The following is a 26,601-nucleotide window of genomic DNA, read 5'->3' as shown; positions in this document are numbered from 1 at the left end:
ATCCCTAGCCCTGGCCGAGCGCCGCCGTGATCAGCTCGCCCAGATCCCAGGCCGCCTCCACGGTCCAGACCATCGAGAACAGCGCCAGCGCCACCGGCACCGCACCGACCACCGCCGCCACCCGGGCACGCGGATTCAGCAGACTCGCCACCCGGCGTGGCACCACACCGCCCGGCGCCGCCGCGTGCAACCCCGCCGGAGCCATCGGGGCGGCCGCCGCCAGCGCCGCCGCCCCGATCGCCTGCGCCACCGTCCGCCGCGAGCCCACCTCGGTCGCCGCCCGCTCGTCGGCGGCACGTTCCACCAGGTAGTCGACGTGCCGCGACACCCACCACAGTGCCGGGTGCGCCGCCGCGGCCAACTCGGCGACCCGGATCAGACGGTGATGCCGGGCGGCCAGATGCGCCCGCTCGTGCGCCAGCAGCGCGACGAACTGCGCGGGCGACAGGGCGTCACGCATACCCGTGGTCACCACCACATGACCGGGCCTCCCGGGTACGGCGAACGCGTGCGGCGCCGGGTCGGGCACCACCACGAGCGCCCCCGCCTCCGCGGTACCGGCCGTGGCCAGGGCCAGCAGACGCCGCTGCCGCTGCCACGTCACGGCTGTGGACACCGCCGCCGCTGTCAGCAACACCACACTGGTCCACGACACCCACGGATAGTGCGCGGTGTCGTTCACCACAAGCTGCACCGACCAGCCGAACCAGCGCGCGACCGGGGGCAGCTCGGCGACCGCCTTCAGCGCGAACACCAGCAGATTGATCAGGCTGGCCACCGCGGCACCGGCCGCCGACCAGGCCACCACCGGCGCCGCCACCCGCGGCGAGAGGCGGTCGGCGAGCAGCCGCACCAGCACCAGCAGCACGGGCGGCACGACGACGACCGAGACGAGAAAGTGGTCGAACATGAGGGCAGGCTAACCCCGCGCCGCCCCGATCGGCCCCGGCCATAGGTCCCGGCCTGCGCCCCCGCCCTCTCGCGCCCACAGATCCCGGCCGCTCCCAGCCGTCTCGCACCCACAGATCCAGCCGCTCTCCCGCCCGTCTCGCGCCCACAGATCCGGCTGGCTCTCACCGCTGTCTCAACGCCCGTGAGACAGCGGTGAGAGCCAGCCGGAAGTGGCCTCAGCGGCCCGCATAGGGTGTGGCGGGACGGAAGGGGAGATCAGCTTGGGCTGCACGGTGACGGTGTGCCGGGACTGCTGTTGCGGGAGCCGCAGCAAACATCCGACGGTCGATCATGACGCCCAGCTCAGCGCCCTGCGGGCGACGCTGGAGCCGGGCCATCGCGTACGCACCAGCCTCTGCCTGGACGTCTGTGCCCAGTCGAACGTCGTCGTGGTCCAGCCGGCGCCGGAGGCCCGACGGGCGGGTGCCCGTCCGGTCTGGTTCGGCCTGGTCCTCGACGACGCCGTGCTCACCGACCTGACCACCTGGGTGCACGCCGGCGGGCCGGGTGTGGCACCCGTCCCGCCGATCCTGGAGCTGTCGGTGATCACCCCGCCACCCGCGTCCTGAGACGCCCGGTCAGGCGGCGCAGTCGTCCAGGCGGGTGCGCAGCTTGGCGAGGGCCCGGGCGAGAAGCCGGGACACGTGCATCTGGGAGACGCCGATCTGTTCGGCGATCTCCGACTGGGTGAGGTTGCCGTAGAAGCGCAGGCTGATGATCTTCTGCTCGCGTTCGTCGAGCGCGGCCACCGCCGGGCCCAGGGCGATCCGCAGCTCGGCCAGTTCGAAGGCGGAGTCCTCGCCGCCCAGGGTGTCGCCGAGCGACATGCTGCCGTCGGCGTTCGCCGGGGTGGACAGGCTCGTCGAGTTGTACGCCCGCGCGCCTTCGAGGCCTTCGAGGACGTCCTCCTCGCTGATCCCCAGGTGCGCGGCGATGTCGGCGACCGTGGGGGCGCGGCCCAGCGTGTGGGTGAGGTCGCTGTTCGCGCCGGTGATGGCCAGGCGCAGTTCCTGGAGACGGCGGGGCACCCGCACCGACCAGGTGCGGTCGCGGAAGTGCCGCTTGAGCTCGCCGACGATCGTCGGGATGGCGAAGCCGGCGAACTCGATGCCCCGTTCGGCGTCGAACCGGTCGACCGCCTTGATCAGCCCGAGGACGGCGACCTGGTGCAGGTCGTCGGCCGGCTCGCCACGGCCGGCGTACCGGTTGGCCAGGTGCCGGGCCAGCGGCATCCACGCCTCGATCGCCCGGTCCCGGAGGTTCGCGCGGGACGGGTGGCCGGCCGGCATCGCGGCCAGGTCGTTGATCAGTTCGCTGGCGCGGTCGGTGGTGGCAACGGCAGACATGGAACCTCGCCTTCGGCGGTCGCGTTCAGGTGCGGCAGCCGCTTCTTGACTGCAGGTCCAACCCGGGTGCCCCCTGGACCGGGGTGGCTAAACCTCTTTCACCCGCGAGAATGACGGGGCAGGCGGACCACGATGCGGGTGCCCGGCCGGTGCCCGGGATCCAGGTGGACGGTGCCGCCGTGTGCCTCGACCAGTCCGCGGACCAGCGGCAGGCCCAGCCCGTTGCCGGGGATGGCCGTGTGCCGGGCGTTGGTGCCCCGGTGGAAGCGGGTGAACAGCAGCTCCCGGTCGTCGTCCGGGATGCCGATGCCGGTGTCGGCCACCGCCAGTTCGACCACGTCCGGGCCGTCGCAGGCCGCGGTGACCCGGACGTCGCCGCCGCCGGGACAGTATTTGACGGCATTGGACAGCAGCTGGTCGACGATCTGGCGCAGCCGGATCGCGTCGGCGTCGAGGATCAGGGTGGGCGGCAGGTCGGCGTGGATCCGCACGCCGGCGGGGGGCCGCAGCTCGTCGACGGCCGCTTCGACGACGGCCGTCAGATCGGTGGGCCGGGGCGAGATCCGGTGGTGGCCGGACTCCAGTGCGGTCAGTTCCAGCAGCTCGTCGATGATCCGCTGGAGGTGTCCGACGTTACGGCGGATCGCGGCGATCATCTGCTGCTGGTCCGGGTCGACGAGGTCGTCGGTGAGCAGCGTCGTGTAGCTGATGATCGAGGTGAGCGGGGTCCGCAGTTCGTGCCCGGCCAGGGTCAGGAAGTCGTCGCGGGCGCGCTCCAGCTGCATCGTCAGCTCACGGCTGCGCATCCGGGTGAGGAACTGCCCGAGCTGGGCGGCCACGCTGTCGAGGAGTCCGGTGAGCAGGAACTCGTCGTACTCGGTGGTCGCGGAGAGGGTGGCCAGCACGCCGAGGACCTGATCGCCGTCGCAGACCGGCACGGTGAGACTGGCCCGCAGCCCCCGGTCGGCGGCGGCGTGCGCGAACGCGTACGCCTCGGGGGTCTCGGTGTAGCGCTGATCGGTGAGGTCGGGGATCCACAGCGGTTTACCGGTCGCCCACACGAACCCGGGGCCGGCGTCACCGCGGGGGATCCGTTCCGGCACCAGATCGTCGACGCGCACGCCCGGCGCGCTCCAGTAGCCGGCCGTACGCAGCACGCCGGCCACGTCGTCGACCACGAACAGCGCGATGTGCGGCCAGTCCAGGGCTTCGCCGATCGCCTTGAGCAGCGGTGGTGCGGCCTGGTCGATCCCGTCGGCGGTGGCGAGCAGCCGGGTCATCTCCAGTTCGCAGTCGCGGAACCGTTCCCGGCGCCGCCGTTCGGTGACGTCGCGGACCGTGGAGACCGCGCCGAGCAGCTCACCGGCGGCGCCGTACACCGGTTCGGCGTTCGCCAGCGCGTAGCGGTCCGGGAGGCCCGGGGTGTGCACCACCGCCTCCATGTCCCGGACGCTGCGCCCGCTGAGCGCGCCGACGACGGCCATCTCCTCCGGCCGGTACGGGCGCCCGCCCGGGTGGTACAGCAACGACCCGGCGGCGGTCAGCGCCTCGGCCGGCGGCATCGTCTCGTCCAGACCGCAGAACCGGCGCAGCATCCGGTTGACCAGCACCGGCCGTCGATCGGTGTCGATCGCGACGACTCCGACCTCCAGACTGTCCAGCAGGGCGCTGATGAACCCGCGCTGGGCGTGTGCCATCCGCACCTCGTCGGCGTCCGGCCCGACCAGCCCGGCCAGGGGGGATTCGGCGCCGTGGTCACCGGATCCGAGCATCGCGGCGACCTCGGCGAGCGCGGCGAGATCCTGTTCGACCCAGGTGCGGGCGGTCGTGTCCAGCACCGTCACCGTCCGCACCGGACGGTCCGGGCCGGCCGGCACCGGAACGGCGGCCATCGACCGTACGCCCAGATCGGTTATCAAGGGATGTCCGGCGAAGCCGGGCTCGGTGAGCAGGTCGCCGGCCGTGACCGGGCCGCCGGACCCGAACCGCCGCACCGGGCAGGCCGCCGGGAACCCGAACGTGCCGAGCCAGGTCTCACCCGCGCTGATCACCGCCATCGGCGTGCCGAGCAGGCGGGCCGCCAAGCGGGCGGCGGCATCCCAAGGTACCGGCACATGAGAGGCCGTCACACCCACCACCTCGCCCCGCTCGTCGTTGAGGGAAACGACATCCTGCGGATCGGCACCGCACCTCCGGGGATGAGCCTTTCCCCGAACTTCGTGTGCGGTGCTCCCGGCCGGGGCTGAGATCGGTGTCAATCGTTGCGGAGCAGCGCTTTTCGTCTGACATCCAGGACCGCGATCAGGGCGACGGCGGCGCCCGCGGCCGCGACGGCGGCCACGTAGCGCCAGGGGAGGGCAGGTGGTTGGCAGCCGTCAGGAGCGTCGGCCCCCTGCCGGTGAACACCCGGAAGATGATCGCCATCGGCCCGGGCGTGCCGGGCCCGCGCCTACCGGGCCCGCCGGAATCCGCCGGTTCCCGACCCGCCCCGACCGGCCGGCGCCGCGAGATCGTGGAGGCGGTCTGGCGCATCGCCGCGAGCCGGGGCCTGCAATCGGCCAGCGTCCGCGAGGTCGCGCGATCCGGCGCTCGCGGCGGTCTTCCTCGCCGAGGAGAGCCCGCTGGAGGACCTCGTCGCCGCTCTGATCACGGCCGCCGGCCCGGCTCCCGGCATCGATCCGGTCCGTGAGGCGGACCTGCTGGTCAGCGGCATCACCGGCCGCGGCCTGGACCTGCTGCACCGCCGCCGGCCCTTCGCCGACGTGCGCCGTACCCTCGACTACCACCTGAGCCGCATCCTGGCCCGGCGGGAGTCCTGAACGAACTCAGGTTCGCATTGACCCGGTCACGGGAGCGGGCGAACCTCTCCACCGGGTCGCCGGGATACGGCCACGGCCATCCGGCGACCCGCCGGTTCAGCAGGCGAAACCGCGCCGGAACAGCCGTCCGCAGCGGGCAGCAGTGACGGGACCCGGCGCAGGGAGGTCGCCAGCAGAGCGCCGGCCACCAGACAGGCCGAGGCCAGCAGCACCACGCCCGGCCAGGCGCCCGACGACCACGCGGTCCCGGCCAGGTTGCCGAACACCGACGACCCGGCGTAGTAGGCGAACAGGTAGAGCGACGCGGCCTGGCCGGCCGGCACCCCGTTGGCGTGCGCCCGGACCGGCACCCAGCCGCTGGCCACCCCGTGCACGCAGAAGAAGCCGGCGGTCATCACGGCCAGCCCCACCACGGTCAGCGCCAGCACGTCGGGCACGGTGAGCGCGAGCCCCGCCGCGGTGAGCAGGCATCCGAACGGCATGACGGCGCGGCGCCCGTACCGGTCGGCGAGCCGTCCGGAGACCGCCGAACTGAGCGTGCCCGCCGGGTAGACGAGGAAGACCGCCCCCGCCGCGGCCGCCCCGAGCGCGAACGGTTCGCTGGTCAGCCGGAACCCCATGGCGTTGTAGACGGCGACGAACGCGCCCATCGCCACCGCGCCGATGCCGTACAGGCTGAGCAGCGCCGGGTCGGTGAACGCCCGCCGGGACAGGGCCACGTGCGGCCCGGCCGCGAAGTTCCGCGACGCCGGCAGCAGCGACGCGACGATCACCGCGCAGACCAGGCCGACAGCGGCGACGGCCGCCAGAGCCAACCTCCAGCCATACGCCTCCGCGACCACCGAACTGAGCAGCCGCCCGGTCATCCCGCCGAGCGCCGTGCCGCCGATGTACAGGCCGGCGGCCCGCGCCTGACGGCCGGCGGGCAACTCCTCGCGCAGGTAGGCGGTGGCGACCGCGGGCAGCCCGGCGAGCGCGACACCCTGCGCCAGCCGCAGCCCGAGCAGGGTGTGCCAGGTCGGCGCGAACGCACAGGCCAACCCCACCATGGCGGACAGCGTGAGAGACAGGTGGATCAGCGGGGTGCGGCCCACCTTCTCCGACAGCGGCCCGGTGACCAGCAGCGCCACGCCGAGCCCGAGCGTGGCCAGCGACAGCGACCAGGAACTCTGCGCCGGGGTGACACCGAACGCCGCGGACAGCTGCGGCAGCAGTGCCTGCGTGCTGTACAGCAGGGCGAACGTGGCGACGCCGGCGGCGAACAGGGCGAGGCAGGCCCGGTGATATCTGCTCACGGCACTCACTGTTCGCCGGGCACACCGCATACGTCCAATGCATCAGGATCATCAACCTCATGCGTACGGCGTATGCTGGGCGCGATGCAGCTGGAAGACCTCCGCGCCCTGCTCGCCCTCGGTGATCATCGCCACGTGACCGGGGCGGCCGCCGTCCTCGGCACCACCCAGCCCAGCCTGTCGCGCCTGCTCGCCCGGGTCGAGGCGGAGCTGGGGGTGCGGTTGTTCGAGCGTGACGCCCGCGGCGTGCACCCGAACCCGCTCGGCGACCTCACCCTGGCCGCGGCCCGCGATCTGGTCGGCCGCTACGACCGGTTGCGCCGCGACCTGGCCGGCCTGCTCGACCCCGAGTCGGGGACGGTGCGGCTGGCGTTCCTCGACTCGATGGCCACCTCCCTGGTGCCGCGGATCCTGCACGACGTCCGCGAACAGGCCCCGCACCTGCGGGTGGAACTGCGACAGGAACCCGGCCACGTCATCCTGCCCGACCTGGAGTCCGGGGCGGCCGAACTCGCCCTGATCTCTCCGCAGCCGCGCGGGCCGTACGGCTGGCTGGCTCTCCAGACGCAGAAGCTGGTCCTGATCGTGCCGCCGGATCACCGCCTGGTCTCGCGCCGCCGGGCCCGCCTGGCCGACGCCGCGGGCGAGGACTTCGTCACCGTGCCACCCGGGTTCGGGTTCCGGGCCCTGGTCGACGGCCTGTTCGCGGCGGCCGGCGTGACCCCGCGCATCGCCCTCGAGATCGGCGACCTGGCTACCGTCGAGGGCCTGGTCGGTGCCGGTCTGGGCGTCGCCCTGGTGCCGGAGAGCTTCGCCGGCGCCACCGGCACGGTCGGCCTGCCCCTGACCGCCCCCGGCGCCGAACGCGTCGTCGGCCTCACCTGGCGCACCGACCGCCCGCTGGGCCCGGCCGCCGACCGCTTCCGCACCATCGTGCAGGCCGCCGCCCCCTACCCCTGACCCCCAGCTGGCCCCCACCGCTGCCTCCCGCCCCCCGAAACAGCGCTGGAAGCCGGCCCACTCCTCTCAGCTGGTCCCCACCGCTGTCTCAGGACGCCCGAGACAGCGGTGGAAGCCAGCTCGCTCCTCTCGGCTGGTTCTCACCGCTGTCTCGCGCCATCCGAGACAGCGGTGGGAGCCAGCTCGCCGGCTCTGGCTGGTTTCCACCGCTGTCTCGCGAGGGCTGAGACAGCGGTGGAAGCCAGCTCGCTCATCGCGGCTGGTCCTCACCGCTGTCTCAGGGCGCCTGAGACAGCGGTGAGAGCCAGCTGCCTGGTTCTGGCTGGTTCTCAGCGTTGTCTCGCGCGGGGTGAGCGCGGTGTGAGCGCGGGGTGAGACAGCGGTGGGGAGCCAGCTGGGGGATCGACCTAGAGTCGCGGGATGGGGCTCACGGTTCCGCGGGCGTTTCTGGAGTCGCCTCGATGGTGGCGTGGTGGGGGCGCGTGGCTGGCCGGGCTGCCGGAGCTGGTCCGCGTGCAATGTGCCCGGTGGCGGCTGACCATCGACGGTGAGCCGGCGCACGGCTCGAACGCGCTCGTCGTGCCGGTCACACGGGACGGCGCGCGGTTCGTTCTCCGGCTCAGCCCGCCCGGCCCGGACGTCGCGGATCAGGCCGGGGCTCTGCGGTTCTGGGACGGGCGGGGCACGGTACGGCTGGTCGAGGCCGATGCGGACGCCGGCGTGATGCTGCTGGAGCGGCTGTCGTCGGCCTCGCTGTCGGACGTTGCGGTGGACGAGGCCATGCACGTGCTGGGCGGCATGATGCGCCGGCTGGCGGTGCCCGCTCCCGAGCACGTGCCGAGCACCGCCGCGGCGGTCGCCGGGCGTACGGCCGGGATGGCGGGGGAGTGGAAGCGGCTGAACCGGCCGTTCGACGAGGGGATCCTGCGGTTGGCGCTGGACATCGGTGCCCGGCTGTCGCGGGATGCCGGGAGTGACGCGGTGAACGGCGATCTGCATGCGGCGCAGGTGTTGCGGGCCGACCGGGAGCCGTGGCTGGTGGTCGATCCGGTGCTGCTGCGCGGGGATCGGGCGTTCGATCTGGGCCGGGTGCTGTGGACCCGGCTGGACGAGATGCCGGGGCCGGATGACGTCGTCCGCGGGTTCGACATCGCGGTGCGGGCGGCCGGGCTGGATCGCGATCACGGCCGGGACTGGGTGCTGTACCGGGCGGTCGACTACTGGCTGTGGGGTCTGGGGGCGGGACTGACCGAGGACCCGTACCGCTGTGAGCGGTTGGTGTCGGTCTTCCGATCCTGACGCCACGGTGATGCCACGGTCTTGCGCATGGCATCACGGTGATGCCATAGTGGTGCCATGGAACTGCGCCCCTACATCGACGCGCTGCGTCATGAGCTCGCGCTTGCCGCCGCCGCCGGTGGTGAGGACGCCCGGGAGCTGGCCGACCGTCTCACCGCACCGCTGGAGTCGGCAACCCGCCTGGCCCTGCTGGACGCCCTGTCCGAGGCGGCCGCCGAGATCACCCGGGACCTGGCTCCCGGCTCGGTCGACCTCCGGCTGCGTAACCGCGAGCCCAGCTTCGTCGTGACACCGGCTCCCGCCGATCCGTGGACCGACCGGGCACCGGCGCCGCCGCCGCCCGATCCGGTTCCCGCCCCGGCGCCCGCGCCCGGCGAGGACGAGGCGACCGTCCGGATCAGTCTGCGCCTGCCGGAACACCTGAAAGGCCGGATCGAGCAGGCCGCCGCCCGTGACGGTGTCTCGATCAACACCTGGCTGATCCGGGCCGCGGCCGCCGCCGCCGACGGTGACCGGCCGCCCGCCACGACCACGACGGTCACCGCGACCACCGGTGGCCAGCGCTTCACCGGCTGGGTCCGGTGAACCCCCCGACCGAACGGAGCCATGCCATGCCCACCTTCGACACGCCCGGCCCCATCATCGCCAACGTCGACGTCCTCGCCGGTGAGCTGCGCGTGGTGGCGGGCGACCGGCCGGACACCATCGTGCACGTGCGCCCCGCCGACGAGAGCGAGGAACGTGACCGGCGCGCCGCCGAGCAGACCCGCGTCGAGATGGCCTCCGGCACCCTGACGATCCGCGGCCCACGGCATCCGGCGTTCGGCGTCTTCGGCAAGGTCGGTGTCGTCGACGTGCTCGTCGAACTGCCCGCCGGCTCGGAGGTCGACGCCAAGATCGGCGCCGGCGGCATCCGCTGCTCCGGCGAGCTGGGCGACTGCCGGCTGCGCAGTGGTGCCGGTGACGTGCAGGTCGAGCAGTCCGGCAGCGCGGACCTGACGACCGGGTTCGGCCTGGTCGCCGTGGAGAACGTGACCGGTGACGCCAAACTGACGACCGGCTCCGGCAAGCTGCGGATCCGGTCGGTGGCCGGCCCGGCCGTGCTCAAGAACGGCAACGGGGAGAGCTGGGTCGGACATGCCGGCAGTGAGCTGCGGATCCACTCGGCCAACGGCGACATCGTCGCGGACCACGCGGCCGGCTCGTTGACCGCGAACACCGCGAACGGCGACATCCGGGTCCGTGAACTCGTCCGCGGCACGGCGACGCTGCGTACCGCGGCCGGCCGGATCGAGATCGGCATCCGGCAGGGCACCGCCGCCCGCCTGGACGTGCACACCCACTACGGCCGGGTCCGCAACGAGATGACCAGCACCGACGGCCCCGCGACGACCGACGAGCAGGCCGAGGTGCGAGCCCGCACCAGCTTCGGCGACATCGTGATCCGCCGGGCCTGACCCTCCCGATCCACCCCCTGACCCACCCCTGACCGGCTCCGGCCGGCCCCCGCCGGCTCGGCCGGCGATGACTCCCTTCCTTCTCACCGGCCGTGTCCCCGAGTGGCCCGGCCGGCGATGACCCCTGCCCATCGGCCCGGACGTGCCTCTCATGGCACGTCCGGCGATGGAGCCTGCCCGCAAACCGCCTGGAGGCGCAGATGTCCACAACCGTCACCACCCGGCCCGCCGTCTCGGTGGCCGGCCTCCGCAAGAGCTTCGGCACCAAGACCGTCCTCGACGGCATCGACCTGACCGTCACCGAGGGCACCGTGTTCGCCCTGCTCGGCCCGAACGGCGCGGGCAAGACCACCATGGTGCGGATCCTCGCGACCCTGCTGGAGGCCGACGGCGGCTCGATCCGGGTCGCCGGCCACGACCCGGTCCGCGAGGCGGACGCGGTGCGGGCCGCGATCGGCCTGACCGGGCAGTTCGCGGCGGTCGACAAACTTCTGACGGTACGGGAGAACCTGCGCCTGATGGCCGACCTGAACCGGCTGGGCCGTACCGAGGGCAGGCGAAGAGTCGACCGGCTGATCCAGCGGTTCGACCTCATCGAGTCGGCGCCGAAGCCGGTGTCGCAGCTCTCCGGCGGCCAGCAGCGCCGCGTCGACCTCGCGATGACTCTGGTCGGCAACCCGCGGCTGATCTTCCTGGACGAGCCGACCACCGGGCTCGACCCGCGCAGCCGGGTGGAGATGTGGCAGATCGTCCGGGAACTGGTCGCCGAGGGCGTGACCGTCTTCCTCACCACCCAGTACCTGGAGGAGGCCGATCAGCTCGCCGACCGGATCGCCGTTCTGGACCACGGCCGGATCGTCGCCGAGGGCACCCCGGACGAGCTCAAACGCCAGATCCCGGGCGGCCACCTCGTGCTGCGCTTCGCCGATCCGGGCGCGTTGCGTACCGCCGCCGCGGTCTTGAACGTCACCAACCGTGACGAGAACGCCCTGACCCTCCAGGTGCCCAGTGACGGCGACATCGCCTCGCTGCGCGCCGTGCTCGCCACGCTCGACGGCGTGCACGTCGCGCCGGACCACCTGACCATCCACACCCCCGACCTGGACGACGTGTTCTTCGCCTTCACCGGCAACCCGGCCAGCACCGACGAGGAGACCCGATGACCACCCTGGCGCACACCCTGACCGACTCCCGGACCATGTTCCGCCGCCAGCTGCTGCACCTACGGCGTTATCCCTCGCTGACCGTGATGCTGATCGGCCTGCCGGTGATCTTCCTGCTGCTGTTCGTCTACGTGTTCGGCGGCGCGGTCGGCGCCGGGCTGGGCGGCGGCCGGGACGCCTACGTCGACTACCTGACCCCCGGAATCCTGCTGTTCACGGTGGCCGGGGCGGTCGCCGGCACCGCCATCTCGGTGGCGATGGACATGACCGAGGGCATCGTCGACCGGTTCCGCAGCATGGCGATCGCCCGGGCATCGGTGCTGACCGGGCACGTGCTCGGCAGCATGGTGCAGATCTTCATCGCCCTGTTCGCGGTGCTCGGCGTGGCCCTGCTGATCGGGTTCCGGCCGACCGCCACCCCGCTGGAATGGCTGGCCGTAGCCGGTGTGCTGACCGCGACGTCGTTCGCGCTGACCTGGTTCGCGGTGGCGCTCGGCATCGTCGCCGACAGTGTGGAGACGGCCAGCAACACACCCATGTTCCTGAGCCTGCTGCCGTTCCTGGGCAGCGGGTTCGTACCCACCGACACGATGCCGACCGCGCTGCGGCTGTTCGGCGAGTACCAGCCGTTCACGCCGATCATCGAGACGCTGCGCGGCCTGCTGCTCGGCACCGGCATCGGCAACAGCGCGGCGATCGCGCTCGGCTGGTGCGCCGGGATCTCGCTGCTGTCCTACGTGTGGGCCAAGCGGAAGTACAACAAGCGCGCCGCCAGCTGAGAGAGCGTGCGCAGCCCGTCCTCCGATCTCGTGGAGTCCGCACACCGTCATCGCGGACGTCCACGAGATCGGGGGCGCGCCGCAAGCGGTACTGCGGGTGGGGGGCGACGCGGCGGGGCGTCGGCGCGGCGGCCGGCGGGGTCAGCGGGTGCGGGCGGACAACCGGTCGCGGAGGCGGGTCAGGCGGGCGATCTCGGCGTTCAGCGTCGCGATCCGGCGGGAGGCGAGTCCGGTCGGCTTGGCGCAGGCGCCGGGTTCGCCGTACCCCCGAGGCCTTTCGCTTTCCAGAAGGTGCAGGCGGTCGGCGCAGTCGCGCAGATCGGCGACGGTCAGGCCCAGGCAGAGCAGTTGCCGGATGATCCGCAGCCGGGCCACGTCGCGCGGGCCGTAGATCCGCTGCCCGGTGACGGTTCGCTGCGGCGGCGGGAGCAGCCCGTTCGCCTCGTAGAAACGCAGTGCCCGGGGTGTGGTGCCGGCCGCCGCAGCGGCGTCGCCGATCCGCATGTGCCCTCCTCAGACGGCCACGATCACCGTGCCCAGATGACGTCCGGTCAGGACATCGTGCAACGCCCGCGGCGATTGCGCGATCCCTTCGATGCGGGTGTGCGGAAACGATATGGCCCCGTTCCGAAGCCATTCGCCGAATCGCTCGATCCACTCAGCACGTACCGAAACGTCGCCATGTGCGCTGTATCCGGTCAGCCTGACCTGCTGGAGGATCAACAGGGAGCGACGGGCCGGTCCGGGTGCGGTGGACGGCCCGGGAACGGTGCTCCCGCGAATTCGGTTGTCGGCCGCAGTCCGGCGGCCCAGCATGGTCGGCATGCCGGAGGTACGCGTGTGAGGTCACCGCTACAGGGCGGCCTGCCGCCGGCCGGGACGCCCGCCGGCGCCGTCGTGGAGATCGCCTGTGACGAGTCCGGTTTCTCGGGGGCGAACCTGCTGCGTACGACCGAGCCGGTGATCACGCACGCCAGTGTCGACCTGTCGGTGGCCGAGGCCGTCGACCTGATCGCCGCGTTGCGCCTGTCACCGTTCGAGGTGAAGTCGGGCCGGTTCCTGCGCCGTCCGGACGCCGACGAGGCGCTGGCCCGGCTGCTGGCGGCGCTGCGGGGCCGGGCCCACGTGCACCGGATCGACAAGGAGTTCTTCCTGGTCACCCAGGTCGTGGACCTGCTGTTGGGTGCGCCGTCCTACCGCTCGCTGACGCGCGCGGACCGGCCCGAGGCGCACGATCTGTATCAGGCCAGGGCGGCCGGCGCGGACTGGCAGGTGTTTCTGGCCGCCTTCGCCGACATGGTCCGCACCCGGCGGCGGATTCCCGGTGATCCGGGCGCCGGACGGTTCCTGCGGGCCCGCGACACCCTGGCCGGGATCGGTGGGCCGGCCGGCGCCGTGCTCGCCACGATCACCGACGACCGGGTCGCGGCGATCGTGGCGCGGCTCGACGACGGTGACCGGTCGATCCCGCCGCCGCTGGAACCGATGCTCGCGGCGCTGGCCGGGACGATCCTGCACTGGAGTGCCGAGCGCCGGCAGGTTCTGGTGACCCACGACGAGCAGAGCGCGCTCACCGCGGACCGGCTGGCCCGCCTGCAACGGGCACTGACCGCCGGCGACGGGCCGTCGCCGCTGGCCGGGCTGGTGATGGCCGACTCGCGCGACGATCCGCGGATCCAGATCGCCGACCTGCTCGCCGGGGTGGCCCGGCGCCGGCCGGACGGGCTTGTCGGCGCCGGCTGAGACGGCGCCGCCCGGACGCGGTACCGGCCGCCTGAGGCCGAAGAATCCGGCTGGTCCTCACCGCTGTCTCAGGCGGGTTGAGAGAGCGGTGAGGACCAGCCGGGGGTGACCCGGCGGAGGGCGTTCATCCACTCCGGATGAGGCGGTGCGGGCCCGGGCGCGGCGACGCTCGGGGCCGGCAATCCGTGTCTCGCGAGGAGGACTCATGTCCGGATTGAACACGCCCGGTGATCCCCGGCCGAGCCCCACCATCAACGCCGGGAAACTGTGGGCCGGCGGTGCGGCGACCGCGGCCGTGGCGGCCCTGATCGCGATCGCCGGCATCCTGCTGGGGCGCGGCCTGTTCGGTATCGAGGTGCTGGCACCCAAGGGGCAGGGCGTGTGGGGGGACGCCTCGACCGGCTGGTACGCGCTCGGCGCCGCCCTGTCCGCGCTGGCCGCCACCGGCCTGATCCACGTGCTGATCCTGACGACGCCCCGGCCGATGCGGTTCTTCGGCTGGGTGCTGGCGCTGGCGACGGTCGTGGCCATGCTGGCGCCGTTCGTGACCGACGCGTCCCTGGGTGTCCGCATGTACACGGCCGGTCTGAACTTCGTGCTCGGTGTCGCGATCGGCTCGCTGGTGGCGGGCACGGCGAAGACGTCGATCGTTCCGGTGGCCTCTCGCCCGGCGACCCGGCCCTATCCCCGTCCGTACCGGTAAGGAGAACCGATGGCCACGATGACCGAGCCGCCGAACGCCCCGGAGGTTCCCGTTTTCCACGTGCTGTCCGTCCCGGAGGCTCTCGAGGCCGAGAACGTCGACCGGCATCGCGGCCTCAGCGAGGAGGAGGTCGGCAGGCGCCGGGACAAGTACGGTCCGAACCGTTTCGCCGAGGCGAAGAAGGAGCCGTGGTGGCGGTCCTTCGTCCGGCAGTACGCCGACCCGATGCAGATCGTGCTGCTGGCCGCCGGTATCGGCAGTCTCTACCCGCTGAAGCAGTACGGCACCGGCATCCTGCTGATCGCGCTGACCCTGCTGAACGCGGCCCTCGGCCTGCACCAGGAGGGCAAGGCGGCGGCCGCGATCGACGCCCTCCAGAAGATGATGATCATCAAAGCGAAGGTACGGCGGGACGGCACGCTGGTCGAGATCCCGGCCGAGCAGCTGGTCCCCGGTGACGTCGTGGCGATGGAGGCCGGTGACGTGGTTCCGGCCGACGGCCGGCTGCTGCGCGCGGCGACCCTGGAGATCGACGAGTCGGCGCTGACCGGTGAGAGCCTGCCGGTGGCCAAGGACATCGCCGCGGTGGCGGAGGCGGACACGGCGCTGGGCGACCGGTCCGACATGGCGTACATGAACACCAACGTGACCCGCGGCGCGGGGGAGTTGCTGGTCACCGCGACCGGCATGAACACCGAGGTGGGCCGGATCTCCGGCATGTTGCAGACCGAGAAGGACGCGGAGACGCCGCTCACCCGTCAGCTCAGCAGGCTCACCAACCAGATCCTGCTGATCGCCGGTATCGCCCTGCTCGCCTCGGTGATCATCAACCTGGCCCGGGGCAGCGAGTTCGGTGTGGTCTTCACCGCGGCGGTCGCCTTCGCGGTGTCGGCGATCCCGACCGGTCTGCCGGCCGTGGTCACCACCATCCTGTCGCTCGGCACCCAGATGCTGGCCAGGTCGAACGCGATCGTGAAGCGGCTGCGCTCGACCGAGACCCTCGGGTCCACGTCGGCGATCAACTCGGACAAGACCGGCACGCTGACGCTCAACCAGATGACCGCGGTGGAGCTGGCCGTCCCAGGCCGGCGCTACACGATCTCCGGCGGTGGATACTCCACCGACGGCGTGATCAAGAAGGTGGCCGGGGAGCCGGAGGTGCCCCTGGAGGAGTACCTGCTCCCGATGATCCTCTGCTCGGACGCGGTGGTCCGGGACGGGGACATGATCGGGGACCCCACCGAGGGTGCGCTGGTGGTGCTCGCCGAGAAGGGCGGGCTGGACTCGGAGGCGACCCGCCAACGGTATCCGCGGGTGGCGGAGCTGCCGTTCGACGCCACCTACAAGCTGATGGCGACGTTCCACCGGATGACCGGCGACGACGGCCGCGAGGTGGTCCGCTGCTTCGTCAAGGGCGCCCCGGACCAGCTGCTGGCCCGTTGTGAGGTCGCCGACGCCGACGCGGTGAAGTACCTGGCGGAGAACACCCGGCTCGCCCAGCAGGGCCTGCGGGTGCTGGCCACCGCCCGCAAGGACTTCGACCCGGCCGGCTTCGACCCGGATGTGGATCTGCTCCCGCTGCTGAGCGGGCTGACCCCGCTGGCCCTGATCGGGATCGTCGACCCGCCCCGCCCGCAGGCGCAGGCGGCGATCGGTCAGGCGCATGCCGCCGGCATCGAGGTCCGCATGATCACCGGCGACCACGCGGTCACCGCCGCGGCGATCGCCGGCAAGCTCGGCATCCGCGGCCGGGCCATCACCGGCGCCGAGTTCGGCGCGATGAGCGACGAGGAGGCGGACCGGGAGATCGACGGCATCGGCGTGATCGCCAGGGTCACCCCGGAGCACAAGGTACGCCTGGTCGAGGTGCTCAAACGCAAGGGCCACATCGTCGCGATGACCGGTGACGGGGTGAACGACGCGCCCGCTCTGAAGAAGGCGGACATCGGCATCGCGATGGGGATCACCGGCACCGAGGTGAGCAAAGAAGCCGCCGCGATGATCCTCACCGACGACGACTTCGCCACCATCGTGAAGGCCGTCGAACTGGGCCGCGCGCTCTACGCGAACCTGAAGAAGTACATCTTCTTCCAGATGGGCGTGCTGGTCGGCATGATCATCACGTTCCTCGGGGCGAGCATCGCCAACGTCGCCGCCGGGGTGCCGTTCCTGCCGTTGCAGAGCCTCTGGCTGAACTTCACCACCCAGGTGTTCCAGGCCGTCGGACTCGGGTACGGCAAGGCCGAGCCCGACATCATGAAGGACAGACCGCGTAAGTCCGACGAGCCGCTGCTGACCCGGGCGACCCTCGGCTGGCTGAGCCTCCTCGGCCTGGTGATGGGCCTGGTCACGCTGGTGGTGATCTGGTGGGCCGACGGCGAGTACGACCTGGACACCGGCCGGACCATGGGCCTGACCGCGTTCTCCATCGCCAACCTGGCCTTCTCCCTGACCGTGCGCAGCGACATCCGCTCGGTGTTCAGCCTGGAGACCTTCGGCGACAAGCGGTTCCTGATCACCACCGGTATGTCGGCGGCGGCGATCGTGCTGGCCACCGAGTTCGGGCTGTTCCAGAAGATCCTGCAGACCGTCAGCCTGGACGTCGGTCAGTGGCTGATCTGCCTGCTCGCCGGCGCGCTGGTGGTGGTACCGACGGAGATTCGCAAGATGGTCGTCCGGAGGCGGCGATGAGAGTCCCCGGCCTGCTCCAGTGGGGTGACGTGGCGATCGGGGCGATCTCCCGGGCCGCCGAGGCGCTGGCCGACCAGAAGGAGCTGGCCGAGCGCGGCGCGGCCCGCCGGACCCGCCTGGTCGACGCGCTGATCACCGCGATCGCCACGTCGCCGCTTGTCGAGCGGGTCGTCGAGATCCAGCTCGACCGGGTGCTGGAACTGCTGGAACGCGAACCGGAGCGGATCCGTGCCCTGGTCCGCGGCCAGCGCGACAACATGGTCGGCGAGGTCGTCGGCCGGGTCCGTGCCGGGGCGGCGGCCGGCGACGACGCGGTGGACCGCCTGACCCTGCGCTGGACCCGCAACGGGAACACCGAGCCGTCGCCGTGAACCGGTACGCCGGGCTGGTCAGCCGGTCGGCGGCGTACGTGCTGGACGGTCTGATCGTGGCCGTGATGGCCGGGGCGGCGACGTTGACCTTCGCGCTCGTCGCCTCGGTCCTCGGCAGTCAGGGCCGGGAACTCGCCTGGATGGTGCTCTCGACCTATGTGGTGTTCCTGCCCACGATCATGGCCCTGTACTGCTCGGCCTTCTGGATCGTGGCCGGGCGGACGCCGGGCCAGGCGGTGTTCGGCTTGCGGGTGATCGGCCGGGACGGGCGGCCACCACGCCTGATCGCGGGGCTGGTCCGGGCGCTGCTGCTGGCGTACCTGCCGGTCGTCGCCCTGTGGTTGCTGTTCGACCGCCGTCATCAGGGCCTGCACGACAAACTGGCCCGTACCTCGGTGGTCCGGAGCTCACCCCGCGGGGATGAGGTGCCCGGAGGACCTCACCACGCACCTTCTAGTGGTGCTGACCATGGGAGTCGAGGAAGAGTTCCTACTACTTGATCCGTCCGGGGCGGTCGCACCCGCCGCCCCGGACGTGATGCGCCGCGTCGGCGACGACGCCGGCATCACACCGGAGTACATGGCCTATCAACTGGAGACGGCCACGGCCGTCTGCACCGGGCTCGACGAGCTTCGGCGGGAGCTGACCCGGATGCGCCTGACCGCCGCGGAGGCCGCCGAAGCGGCTGGGGTCCACCTGGTCGCGAGCGGGGCGCCGCCGTTCCGGGCCGGGCCGCTGGACGCGTTGAGCGACGGGGAGCGCTATCGGCGGCTCGCCGAGCGGTTCCCGGAGTCGACAGTGGCCGGCGGCACCTGCGGCTGTCACGTCCACATCGGCATCCCGGACCGCGAACTGGCGACCGCGGTGCTGTCCCGGATCCGGCCGTGGCTGCCGGCCCTGCTGGCGCTCACCGTGAACTCGCCGGTGTCCGGCGACGGCGACACCGGCTGGTCCAGTTTCCGCTACCAGAACCAGCTGTGCTGGCCGACCTTCCGGCTGCCCGAGGTCTGGCCCAGTGCCGAGAGCTACGACCGGGAGGTGCGCTCGCTCGTCGCCGCCGGCACGGCCGTCGACGCCTCCGGCATCTACTTTCTGGCCCGGCTCTCCGCGCGGTACCCGACGATCGGTACGGGTCGCGGACACCGGCCTGAACGTGGCGGACACGGTGCTGTTCGCCGGTGTCACCCGGGCACTGGTGGCCACCCTGATCGAGGACATCCGCACGCGGGAGAAGGTGATGCCCGTCCCGGGACCGGTGGTCAGCGAGCAGTTGCTCGCGGTGGCCCGGGGCGGGGCCGGGCAGACCGCCCGGCTGCTGGAACGGATCACCCCGCAGCTCGATGCGGCCGGTGACACCGGGGAGGTCTACGCCGGCGTCGAACGGCTGCGGCGTACCGGCACCGGCGCGCAACGCCAGCGGCACCTCTGGAAGAAATACGGCCCGACCAGGGGTTTCATCGGGGCACTCGCCGCCGAGACGGTTCCGGCCCGGATCTGACCCGGAGCCGGTCCGGTCCCGGACACGGCGCACCGGCCACCGTGGCGGGCATGCACGACGGTGACCGGCGCGGGCGTGTGGAGTCCGGGGGTCAGGCGGCCAGGATGCGGGCCTTCTGCTCCTCGAACTCGGCTTCGGTGAGGACGCCCTGGGACTTGAGCTCACCGAGCTGTCGCAGCTGGTCCAGCTTGGCCGACGTGGGATCGGGTTCCGCGCCCGGCTCCGGCCCGGCGTAGTACTGCTGCTCGGCGTACTGCTGGTCGGCTTGACGGGACCAGCGGCCCGACTGGCGGCGGGACACCCGGTTGGAGACCGCGGTCGCCGTCCCGGCGATCGCCGCGGTGCGGGCGATTCCTCTCAACAGCGTCATCGTGATCACCTTCCGCCGGCGGAGACGGTCTCGGACTCCGTGTCGTCCAGGGCCGAGATCAGCGCCTGTACGGGAATCCGCCCACCCGCCACCAGATGGGCGCCGTTGCGCCGCAACCGGATGGCCAGCGGTGCCGCCCACGCGTTCTCGTAGACCAGCACCACCGCGGCCGACCCGGGCTCCAGCACACTGCCGGCCTGTCGCATGTCGTCTCCGCCGAGGATGCCGGAGGCGGCACCGTGGAAGACGCCCAGCCCGGCCAGTTCCACGTCGTTCGAGTCGAGCATCGTCACCGCCCCGTCGCGTTCCCGGCGGACGAACAGGATGTCCAGGACCCGGATGGTCCCCCGGTCCACCAGATCCACCAGCAGCGGGAACGCGGTCCCGTCGAGGCTGCCGTCGGGGAACTCCACACACAGGTAGTCGACCGGTCCCATCTCTTGCAACTCCATACGCACTCCCTAGGTCAGGGACGTCACCGGGACACGGCTGTGCCACGGCGCTCCCGGAATGTGGGTGAGGGCCACGATGCAGCCGCTGGAGGCGGCCACCGGCCCGGCCAGGTCCTGAACCCAGCGGTGTTCCAGAAGGACGGCGAGGGCGTCGGTCTGCCCGTCGACCAGTCCCGCCACGTCGTCGATGTCCGACTCGGTGATCAGGCCGCTGGCCAGCCGGGCCAGATGCACCTCCCCGTGCAGGCACGGGAGTTCGCTCAGCTCCACCGCGCACGCGCCGCCGGCGCCGTCGGTACGGATCACCAGCACGTCGACGACACGCATCTCGCCCGCCACGGCCAGCAGGGCGAGCGTCGCGCGGACACCCTCACCGAGCCGTTCCGCGGGAAAGGACAACACCATCAGTTCGAGCGGCCCCAATGCCATGTGACCAGCGTGCTCGGTGTCGGCGGCCGGAACGTCATCCGCCGCGGATGAGTCTGCCCGCCCGTTCATCCGCGTCGGATGAGGCTGGCCACCGCCGGCTCGGGGAGCGTCGAGCGGGATCCGGCCAGCGGAGGAGGAGCGATGACGAGCCAGCCGACCACCGGCCCCGGCGCACCTGTGGAGACGGCCCCCGGCCCCGCGGAGGAGACCGCGCCACCGGTGGACACGACGGCCGTACCGGAGAGGGAGGAGGAGCTGGAGCGGCTGCGAGCGGAGGTCGCCGCATTGCGCGACCGGCTGGATGTTCGGCGCCGGAGGCTGCCGCTGAGAGGCATACTGGCCGCCGTGCTCGCCGCCCTGGCCGCCTTCGCCCTGGTCACCAGCGTGGTGGGGCTATGGGCGGCGCGGACGACGCTGAACACCGACCGGTGGGTGGCGACCGTCGCGCCGCTGCCGCAGGATCCGCGGGTGAACGCGGCGGTGGCACAGTACGCGACGGCCGAGGTGTTCCGGATGCTCGACGTGGAGCAGCGGCTGCGCGACGTGCTGCCGCAGCAGGCGGCGTTCGTGGCCGGCCCGATCGCCGGGCAGCTGCGCGAACAGGTCCGCGCCACCGTCGTGAAGGTGATGGACAGTGATCGCTTCCAGGCCATCTGGGTCACCGTCAACCAGGAGCTCCACCAGCGGGTGCTCGCGGTGATCGAGGGCACCAGCGCGGTCGTCACCGCCGGCCGCGATCGCATCGAGATCGATCTGCTGCCGCTGATCAACCAGGTGTTGCGGGAGCTCAGTGACCAGCTGCCGACGCTGTTCGGTAAGCAGGTCACGCTGCCGGACCTGAGCAGCGGTGCCATCCCGGAGAACCTGCGGCTGCGTGTGGAGGAGGCGGTCGGCGTCAGCCTGCCGGCGAATTTCGCCCAGTTCACCGTCTACGACTCCGGGCAGCTGTGGGAGGCGCAGCAGGCGGTCGCCGCCGCCAAACGCTATCTGCTCCTCTTCGCCGCCGGCACGATCCTGCTGCTGATCGCCGCGTTCGTGGTGTCGCCACACCGGCGCCGCACGGCCGTCCAGTTCGGGATCTGGCTGGTGGTGGCGTCCGTCGCGATCACCGCGCTGCTGCGGGGGGTCCGCGCCCAGATCCTCGAGCAGGTGCCGGCCGGGACCTATCGCGACGGTGTGGACGCGGCCATGACCACGGTGTTCAGCCTGCTGCGGACACGGGGGGAGCAGCTGATCTGGATCGGGGTGGCGGTGGCGGCGCTGGCGTACCTGGTGGGGCCGGGCCGGTTCCCGGCGTGGCTGCGCGCGACGATCCGCACGGGTGCGGGCGCCGTCCGGCGGCGGTCGGCCGTGGTGGTACGGCGGGCGCCCGGCTTCATCACCGGGCACCTCGACGCGGTACGCGTGGGCGGGCTGATCGTGGCGGCGGTGCTGGCGCTGATCCTGTCGTCCTGGACCGCGCTGCTCGTGATCGTGGGGCTGCTGGCGGCGTACGAGATCGGCGTGACCCTGATCGCGCGGTCTCAGCAGGTGGCCGCGAAGGCCGCGTGATCGGCTTCGGTCTGATCCGCGTAGGCCTCCGCGAACGGCACCATCGCCCGGTCGAACCGTTCGCCCGAACCCAGGTAGGCGGCGATCGCGATGCGGTCGCCGCCGCGGGCGTGTGCCCGGGCCAGCGTCCACCCGCAGAGCCGGCCGTAGGTGAGCAGACCCTCCGGGTCCATCGACGCGACATCGGCGCCGCCCTTCCAGTCGCGCAGCTGGCGCACGTAGAAGTCGCGGGCCTGCCCGTCGATCCCCTCGGCGCTGTGCCAGCCGAGGAAGATGTCGCTGGTGGCCTGGAGGATCCGCTGGCCGGAGACGACGCGGCGGCCGTCGCTGTCCCAGTCCGGCACCGGGATCGGGCCGACCTTGCCGGCCAGCACCGACGGTCCGGCCTCCTTGACCTGGAGCAGCAACGGGTCGGCGTCGTCGCGGCCGGTGAGCAGGACCACCCAGCAGCGGGTGCCGACGCTGCCGACGCCGACCACCTTGCGGGCCATGTCGACGAAGTCGAACGCGTCGAACAGCCGCCGCCGGTCGTCGGCGAGGCTCCGCCGGTACCCGGCCAGCAGCTCCCGGATCTGGTCCTCGAGCAGCTTGCGGGCCACCCCGGGCATCAGGTCGCCGATCGGGACGAGCAGCGGAGGGTCGGCGGCCAGCCGCCGGCGGTCGCCGTCGACCACGGTCAGCCGGTGGTACGCCTGGAGACCGTCCCGGGAGCGGGCCTTCGCCCCGGCCGCCGCCACCCGCCGCCCGCGCCGTCCGGTGAGCCGCTCGCGCAACTCGTCCATGTCGGCGCGGGCGTACCAGACGTCCAGCTCGCGCATCGTGGCGAAGCCGCGCATCGCGTCCCGGTAGTGGCGGGCGGTGGCCTGCACCACGGCCGCCCGCTGCCGGCGCTTGAACCCGTTCTCCCGGCCGGCCAGCGCCAGGCTCGCGACCAGGCGCTTGACGTCCCACTCCCACGGGCCGGGGTGGGACTCGTCGAAGTCGTTGAGGTCGAAGACGAGGCGGCGCTCCGGTGAGGCATAGGCGCCGAAGTTGAGCAGGTGGGCGTCACCGCAGAGGCGGCTGACGAGCCCGGTGGACGGGAGGGCCGCCAGGTCGGCGGCCATCGTCGCGGCGGCGGCGCGGTAGAACGCGAGCGGTGACGCCGTCATCCGCTGGTGCCGGATGGGCAGCAGCTCCGGGACGCGGCCGTCCTCCTGCGCACGTAGTACGGCGACCGGATCGGGGCGGTCGGCTGCCGGGACGAACTCGGCGTGGCCGTCCAGCGGCGCCCGTTCGCGGGCCGCCTTCCCGGCCGCGGCGCGCGCGGCCGGGTCGCGTGCGACGGTGCCGGTCACGGGTTGCCACCACTGAACGTCTCGAGCAGGATCTCCCGCTCGCCGTCGGTGAGGTTGGTGGCGATCAGCCGCTTGTGCATACCGTGCAACCGTTCGCCGAGCCGGTCCAGGTCGCCGTGGTCGGTGACCAGGAACAGCGCCGACGTGCCCTCGGTGATCTCGGTCCGGATCGTCTCCAGCTGATCCCGGTCGATGCCGGTCCCCTCGGTGGCCCTGACCAGGGCGCCGATGCCGGCGCCGACCGCCGCACCGGCGATCGGCACCAGGAACAGCCCACCGACGATGACGCCCCAGAAGGCGCCCCAGCCGGTGTGCCGGCGGCTCGATTCGTTCTCGTGGTGGGTCTCCGGTGTCGCGGCGCCGTACGGCCAGGTGACCACCGCGTGGTCCACGACCTTCACCAGGCCCTCGGCCTCGGCGTGCTTGAGGATGTAGGCGGCACGTTCCGCCCGCTCAGGTTCGTCGAACTTCCATACCGTGAACGTGGTCATGGCCGTCATCGTCGGCCGGGGCCGCTTCCGGCGCCTCATCCCCGGTGGGCGAGGGTGTTCCGGAGGCGAGCAGACGGTTCAGCCAGCGGGTCGATGGATCGACGTCGATGAGGAGGCCTTTTGTCAGTAGGGTCAGCGGGATCGCCAGCAGGGCGCCGAGCGGGCCCAGAACCCAGCCCCAGAAGACCAGGGACAGGAACGTGACCGTGACCGACAGGCCCACCGCGTCGCCGACGATCTTGGGCTGGATGATCTCCTGAATGATGAAGTTGACGACGCAGTAGAGGGCGATGACCCACAGCATCAGATCGAGACCGCCCTGCAGCAGTCCGAGCAGCGCCGGCGGGATCACGCCGATGATGAACCCGATGTTCGGGATGTAGTTGGTGATGAACGACAGCAGCCCCCACAGCAGCGGCAGCGGGATGCCCAGCCACCACAGCAGGGCCGTGTCGAACACCGCGACGATCAGTCCGAACGCGGTGGTGACCAGCAGGTATCGCCGGGTTCCGGAGGCGAACGAGCGGAGCGCCGCGACCACCTGGGGCCGTTCGGGCGCCACCGCCGCCAGCCGGGCCGGGAAGCTCACCACGTCCAGGCACATGAACAGCAGGACGGCCAGCAGGAACACCGCGTTGCCCAGGACACCGGCCAGGCCGCCGAAGAGCGCCTCGACGAACCGGGCGAACGAACCGGGCTCCACCCCGGCCACCGCGGCGCTCATCTGTTCCGCGTCGATACCGAGTCCGCTGAGCCCGCTCGTCAGGTCGCCGCGCAGCTGAGTGAACTGCTCCTGGTACTCCGGCAGCAGATCGATCAGCCGGGCCACCGACACCGCCAGCGCGCCGCCCAGGGCGAACAGCCCCAGGTAGACGGTGATGATGGTGACCGTCGCCGCCAGCCAGACCGGCGCACCCCGGCGGCGCAGCCACCCGGTGAACGGGCTGGCCGTGACCGCCAGCATCAGGGCAAGGAACACCGGCCCGACCAGCTCCGCGACCGCGTGCATCCCGCCCACGACGACGACCAGACAGGCCGTGCCGAGCAGGACCAGCACACCGCGGGGAAGCATGGCCGGGCCGGTTCCTTCCTCAGGCCTTGACCTCACGACCGTGGGCGGTGAGGGCGTAGATGATCAGGACATCCATGGCGATGATGATGACGGACCAGATCGGGTACGCCGGCAGGAACGCCAGGTTCACCAGTGAGCTGAGGACGGCGACGATGATGCCGACCACCCGTGCCCACATCTGCCCGGCGAGGATGCCGAGGCCGGTGCACACCGCGATCAGGCCCAGCAGCAGGTGCGTCCAGCCGTACGTGTCGAAGTCCACCGGCACCACGAGTCCGGTCTTCGTGGTCAGGTAGAACTCGTCGCGGAACAGGGCGATCACCCCTTCGACCGCCTGGAACGAGCCGAGCATCAGCAGCATGACGCCGGCGAACACCACCATCCCCACCCAGCCGGAGGCCCGCCGCGGGTTCGGCGGCACGTACGGGTCCTCATAGGACTTACGTGCCTCAGTGTCGGTCATTGTCTTCTCCCTAGTCAGGGGGTCGGGCGTTGCGGGTCGATCCTGTGGCCCGGTGTTGGGCGGGCACGCCATCCGTGACGGATGAAACGCACACCACCTCCACTCCGGACCGGTCCAGCCGGGTCAGCAACCGCTCCAGGCCGGCGTCGGACAGACGCCCGCGGATGGTGCTCTGGTGGGGCAGCGCCCGGCAGCGAAGATCGCCGAGCGCCCGGCGGAGCAGTGGCCCGAGAAAACCCCGGACCCGGATCTCGTAGCGCTCGTGCATGACGTCTCCTCTCCTCTGGTGTCGAGACTCGCGGGCGGCCGGGCCGCATACCTCCTCCCGCAGGGATGAGGACCGTCGATGCCGTCCCGTGGCTGACTGGACCGGACTTCGCAGGGCACGAGAGGAGATTCGACATGGCAACACTGGTCGCCATCGGGTACCCCGACGAGACCACGGCCACGGCGGCCTCGCAGGAGGCGAACCGCCTGGCCAAGGACCTGATCATCCAGTCGGACGCGATCGCGGTGATCACCCGCGACCGGGAGGGGAAGTTCCGGGTCACCACCAACCATCACGCCGTGGGAGGCGGTACGAGCTGGGGCATGTTCTGGGGACTGCTGTTCGGGATGCTGTTCTTCATCCCGATCCTCGGCATGGCCGTCGGCGCCGGTCTCGGCGCGCTCACCGGCAAACTCGCCAAGGGCGCGATCAACAAGGAGTTCGAGGAGCGGATCCGGGACGAGCTGCAGCCCGGGACGTCGGCGCTGTTCATGGTCGTCGAAGCGGTCACGCCCGACAAGGCGGTCGAGGCGCTGGCCCAGTTCGGCGGCACCGTTCTCAAGTCGTCGCTGCCGAAGGAGACCGAGGCGGAACTCCAGGAAGCGCTGCACGGCGGCGAGCAGAAGTAACGTCACGGCATTTTCGGACGCCGCCCGGAGGCCCCGGGCGGCGTTCCTCGTTGTGGAGGCGGACATGGCGATCACCGTGCCTGCTGGCGTACGCCGCCTTCGGCCCGTCGCGGATCCTGGTCCTCGGGCCGGACTCGTCGCTCGGCCCGATGATCGCCGCGACGAGATCCGGCATCTGTCCCGGGCCGAGCCGGCGCCGGAGTGGATCGTGGTGGCCGCCGAGCCGATCACCGATATCGACACCACGGCCGCGGACATGCTCGAGGACCTCGACGAGGAACTCAACGCGAAAGGGATCTCGCTGGTCTTCGCGGAGATGAAGACCCCGGTCCGGACGAAGATCGACCGGTACAAACTGACCCGGACGATCGATCCGGCACACTTCTATCCCACGGTCGAGGACGCGGTCGGCGCTTTTCATCCGCGCCGGGGGACGTAGTCGCTCAAGCTTCCGGCCGAGCCTG

Annotated in this window: 31 protein-coding genes; 17 read left to right on the top strand and 14 right to left on the bottom strand. The window is 71.8% G+C overall.

The window, feature by feature from the left end; translation table 11 throughout:
- Nucleotides 1–4 precede the first annotated feature (4 nt).
- On the bottom strand, nucleotides 5–910 hold the full coding sequence (locus BC793_RS20345) for a M56 family metallopeptidase (RefSeq protein WP_109594488.1): 906 nt from the start codon (nucleotides 908–910) through the stop codon (nucleotides 5–7).
- Nucleotides 911–1,184: 274 nt separating this feature from the next.
- On the opposite strand from BC793_RS20345, the gene BC793_RS20340 reads away from it, so the two are divergent.
- The gene (locus BC793_RS20340) at nucleotides 1,185–1,520 is read left to right on the top strand and encodes a hypothetical protein (protein WP_109594486.1); all 336 of its coding nucleotides are present in this window, start codon (nucleotides 1,185–1,187) and stop codon (nucleotides 1,518–1,520) included.
- A gap of 9 nt (nucleotides 1,521–1,529) precedes the next feature.
- Here BC793_RS20340 and BC793_RS20335 read toward each other — a convergent pair whose 3' ends face one another.
- From BC793_RS20335 to BC793_RS20320, 3 genes are all read right to left on the bottom strand, one after another.
- On the bottom strand, nucleotides 1,530–2,297 hold the full coding sequence (locus BC793_RS20335; protein ID WP_109594484.1) for an RNA polymerase sigma factor SigF: 768 nt from the start codon (nucleotides 2,295–2,297) through the stop codon (nucleotides 1,530–1,532).
- A gap of 98 nt (nucleotides 2,298–2,395) precedes the next feature.
- On the bottom strand, nucleotides 2,396–4,426 hold the full coding sequence (locus BC793_RS20330; protein ID WP_146246360.1) for an ATP-binding protein: 2,031 nt from the start codon (nucleotides 4,424–4,426) through the stop codon (nucleotides 2,396–2,398).
- A 716-nt stretch (nucleotides 4,427–5,142) separates the two neighbouring features.
- Nucleotides 5,143–6,411 (bottom strand): MFS transporter, encoded by a 1,269-nt coding sequence (locus BC793_RS20320; protein WP_239170187.1) that lies wholly within the window; start codon nucleotides 6,409–6,411, stop codon nucleotides 5,143–5,145.
- Between the two features lie 84 nt (nucleotides 6,412–6,495).
- Here BC793_RS20320 and BC793_RS20315 point away from each other — a divergent pair, with 84 nt between their 5' ends.
- The 6 genes from BC793_RS20315 to BC793_RS20290 all read left to right on the top strand — a co-directional run bounded on the left by BC793_RS20315 (nucleotide 6,496) and on the right by BC793_RS20290 (nucleotide 12,069).
- Nucleotides 6,496–7,371, top strand: coding sequence for a LysR family transcriptional regulator (locus BC793_RS20315; protein WP_109594686.1), 876 nt, complete (start codon nucleotides 6,496–6,498; stop codon nucleotides 7,369–7,371).
- 420 nt (nucleotides 7,372–7,791) lie between these two features.
- Nucleotides 7,792–8,670: an aminoglycoside phosphotransferase family protein gene (locus BC793_RS20310; protein WP_109594478.1), complete on the top strand. Its 879-nt coding sequence runs from the start codon at nucleotides 7,792–7,794 to the stop codon at nucleotides 8,668–8,670.
- Between the two features lie 57 nt (nucleotides 8,671–8,727).
- Nucleotides 8,728–9,255, top strand: coding sequence for a hypothetical protein (locus BC793_RS20305; RefSeq protein ID WP_109594476.1), 528 nt, complete (start codon nucleotides 8,728–8,730; stop codon nucleotides 9,253–9,255).
- Nucleotides 9,256–9,281: 26 nt separating this feature from the next.
- Nucleotides 9,282–10,127 (top strand): DUF4097 family beta strand repeat-containing protein, encoded by an 846-nt coding sequence (locus BC793_RS20300; RefSeq protein ID WP_109594474.1) that lies wholly within the window; start codon nucleotides 9,282–9,284, stop codon nucleotides 10,125–10,127.
- 200 nt (nucleotides 10,128–10,327) lie between these two features.
- Nucleotides 10,328–11,290 carry an ABC transporter ATP-binding protein gene (locus BC793_RS20295; protein WP_109594472.1) on the top strand — a complete coding sequence of 321 codons (963 nt, stop codon included), beginning with the start codon at nucleotides 10,328–10,330 and terminating at the stop codon, nucleotides 11,288–11,290.
- On the top strand, nucleotides 11,287–12,069 hold the full coding sequence (locus BC793_RS20290) for an ABC transporter permease (protein WP_109594470.1): 783 nt from the start codon (nucleotides 11,287–11,289) through the stop codon (nucleotides 12,067–12,069). Before BC793_RS20295 ends, BC793_RS20290 begins: the two co-directional genes overlap by 4 nt.
- Before the next feature lie 141 nt (nucleotides 12,070–12,210).
- Here the strand turns inward: BC793_RS20290 and BC793_RS20285 are convergent, their stop codons facing one another.
- The gene (locus BC793_RS20285; protein ID WP_109594468.1) at nucleotides 12,211–12,573 is read right to left on the bottom strand and encodes a MerR family transcriptional regulator; all 363 of its coding nucleotides are present in this window, start codon (nucleotides 12,571–12,573) and stop codon (nucleotides 12,211–12,213) included.
- Between the two features lie 9 nt (nucleotides 12,574–12,582).
- A complete protein-coding gene (locus BC793_RS48910; protein ID WP_146246359.1) occupies nucleotides 12,583–12,894 on the bottom strand; it encodes an MDR/zinc-dependent alcohol dehydrogenase-like family protein in 312 nt (103 codons plus the stop codon).
- Between the two features lie 15 nt (nucleotides 12,895–12,909).
- On the opposite strand from BC793_RS48910, the gene BC793_RS20280 reads away from it, so the two are divergent.
- From BC793_RS20280 to BC793_RS51450, 7 genes are all read left to right on the top strand, one after another.
- Nucleotides 12,910–13,812, top strand: coding sequence for a hypothetical protein (locus BC793_RS20280; protein ID WP_109594466.1), 903 nt, complete (start codon nucleotides 12,910–12,912; stop codon nucleotides 13,810–13,812).
- Between the two features lie 205 nt (nucleotides 13,813–14,017).
- A complete protein-coding gene (locus BC793_RS20275; RefSeq protein ID WP_109594464.1) occupies nucleotides 14,018–14,515 on the top strand; it encodes a DUF6069 family protein in 498 nt (165 codons plus the stop codon).
- 9 nt (nucleotides 14,516–14,524) lie between these two features.
- A complete protein-coding gene (locus tag BC793_RS20270) occupies nucleotides 14,525–17,206 on the top strand; it encodes a cation-translocating P-type ATPase (RefSeq protein ID WP_239170186.1) in 2,682 nt (893 codons plus the stop codon).
- The gene (locus BC793_RS20265) at nucleotides 17,203–17,577 is read left to right on the top strand and encodes a hypothetical protein (RefSeq protein ID WP_109594462.1); all 375 of its coding nucleotides are present in this window, start codon (nucleotides 17,203–17,205) and stop codon (nucleotides 17,575–17,577) included. The genes BC793_RS20270 and BC793_RS20265 overlap by 4 nt, the downstream gene beginning before the upstream one ends.
- A complete protein-coding gene (locus tag BC793_RS20260; protein WP_109594460.1) occupies nucleotides 17,574–18,077 on the top strand; it encodes an RDD family protein in 504 nt (167 codons plus the stop codon). Before BC793_RS20265 ends, BC793_RS20260 begins: the two co-directional genes overlap by 4 nt.
- A complete protein-coding gene (locus BC793_RS20255; RefSeq protein ID WP_239170185.1) occupies nucleotides 18,046–18,930 on the top strand; it encodes a carboxylate-amine ligase in 885 nt (294 codons plus the stop codon). Before BC793_RS20260 ends, BC793_RS20255 begins: the two co-directional genes overlap by 32 nt.
- Nucleotides 18,857–19,075 (top strand): hypothetical protein, encoded by a 219-nt coding sequence (locus tag BC793_RS51450; protein ID WP_239170184.1) that lies wholly within the window; start codon nucleotides 18,857–18,859, stop codon nucleotides 19,073–19,075. Before BC793_RS20255 ends, BC793_RS51450 begins: the two co-directional genes overlap by 74 nt.
- Nucleotides 19,076–19,166: 91 nt before the next feature.
- Here the strand turns inward: BC793_RS51450 and BC793_RS20250 are convergent, their stop codons facing one another.
- The 3 genes from BC793_RS20250 to BC793_RS20240 are packed head-to-tail and all read right to left on the bottom strand — an operon-like array spanning nucleotide 19,167 to nucleotide 20,326.
- Entirely contained in the window at nucleotides 19,167–19,445 is a 279-nt protein-coding gene (locus BC793_RS20250) for an SHOCT domain-containing protein (RefSeq protein WP_109594682.1), read from the bottom strand.
- A gap of 5 nt (nucleotides 19,446–19,450) precedes the next feature.
- Complete coding sequence (locus tag BC793_RS20245) at nucleotides 19,451–19,897, bottom strand: DUF6325 family protein (protein WP_203896306.1); 447 nt, start codon at nucleotides 19,895–19,897, stop codon at nucleotides 19,451–19,453.
- Nucleotides 19,898–19,906: 9 nt separating this feature from the next.
- The gene (locus BC793_RS20240; protein WP_109594680.1) at nucleotides 19,907–20,326 is read right to left on the bottom strand and encodes a DUF6325 family protein; all 420 of its coding nucleotides are present in this window, start codon (nucleotides 20,324–20,326) and stop codon (nucleotides 19,907–19,909) included.
- A 141-nt stretch (nucleotides 20,327–20,467) separates the two neighbouring features.
- Between BC793_RS20240 and BC793_RS20235 the strand changes: the two genes are divergently transcribed.
- Nucleotides 20,468–21,877: a hypothetical protein gene (locus tag BC793_RS20235; protein ID WP_239170183.1), complete on the top strand. Its 1,410-nt coding sequence runs from the start codon at nucleotides 20,468–20,470 to the stop codon at nucleotides 21,875–21,877.
- Here the strand turns inward: BC793_RS20235 and BC793_RS20230 are convergent.
- From BC793_RS20230 to BC793_RS20210, 5 genes are read right to left on the bottom strand one after another with little or no spacing between them, the layout of a single operon-like run.
- On the bottom strand, nucleotides 21,850–23,214 hold the full coding sequence (locus tag BC793_RS20230) for a DUF2252 domain-containing protein (RefSeq protein WP_109594456.1): 1,365 nt from the start codon (nucleotides 23,212–23,214) through the stop codon (nucleotides 21,850–21,852). The two genes, BC793_RS20235 and BC793_RS20230, sit on opposite strands and share 28 nt — an antisense overlap.
- The gene (locus tag BC793_RS50665; RefSeq protein WP_109594454.1) at nucleotides 23,211–23,705 is read right to left on the bottom strand and encodes a DUF1269 domain-containing protein; all 495 of its coding nucleotides are present in this window, start codon (nucleotides 23,703–23,705) and stop codon (nucleotides 23,211–23,213) included. The genes BC793_RS20230 and BC793_RS50665 overlap by 4 nt, the downstream gene beginning before the upstream one ends.
- Nucleotides 23,668–24,777, bottom strand: coding sequence for an AI-2E family transporter (locus BC793_RS20220; RefSeq protein WP_109594452.1), 1,110 nt, complete (start codon nucleotides 24,775–24,777; stop codon nucleotides 23,668–23,670). Before BC793_RS20220 ends, BC793_RS50665 begins: the two co-directional genes overlap by 38 nt.
- Before the next feature lie 19 nt (nucleotides 24,778–24,796).
- Nucleotides 24,797–25,240, bottom strand: a complete 444-nt coding sequence (locus BC793_RS20215; RefSeq protein ID WP_109594450.1) for a DUF7144 family membrane protein — start codon at nucleotides 25,238–25,240, stop codon at nucleotides 24,797–24,799.
- 10 nt (nucleotides 25,241–25,250) lie between these two features.
- Nucleotides 25,251–25,508, bottom strand: coding sequence for a hypothetical protein (locus BC793_RS20210; protein WP_109594448.1), 258 nt, complete (start codon nucleotides 25,506–25,508; stop codon nucleotides 25,251–25,253).
- 134 nt (nucleotides 25,509–25,642) lie between these two features.
- On the opposite strand from BC793_RS20210, the gene BC793_RS20205 reads away from it, so the two are divergent.
- Nucleotides 25,643–26,137: a DUF1269 domain-containing protein gene (locus BC793_RS20205; protein WP_109594447.1), complete on the top strand. Its 495-nt coding sequence runs from the start codon at nucleotides 25,643–25,645 to the stop codon at nucleotides 26,135–26,137.
- 64 nt (nucleotides 26,138–26,201) lie between these two features.
- Nucleotides 26,202–26,576, top strand: a complete 375-nt coding sequence (locus BC793_RS20200) for an STAS domain-containing protein (protein ID WP_239170182.1) — start codon at nucleotides 26,202–26,204, stop codon at nucleotides 26,574–26,576.
- Nucleotides 26,577–26,601: the final 25 nt, after the last annotated feature.

This window comes from Actinoplanes xinjiangensis (genome assembly GCF_003148685.1).
Classification (GTDB): Bacteria; Actinomycetota; Actinomycetes; order Mycobacteriales; family Micromonosporaceae; genus Actinoplanes; species Actinoplanes xinjiangensis.
The sequence above is the reverse complement of the archived record's forward strand: the minus strand, read 5'-3'. Positions and strand labels throughout refer to the sequence as shown.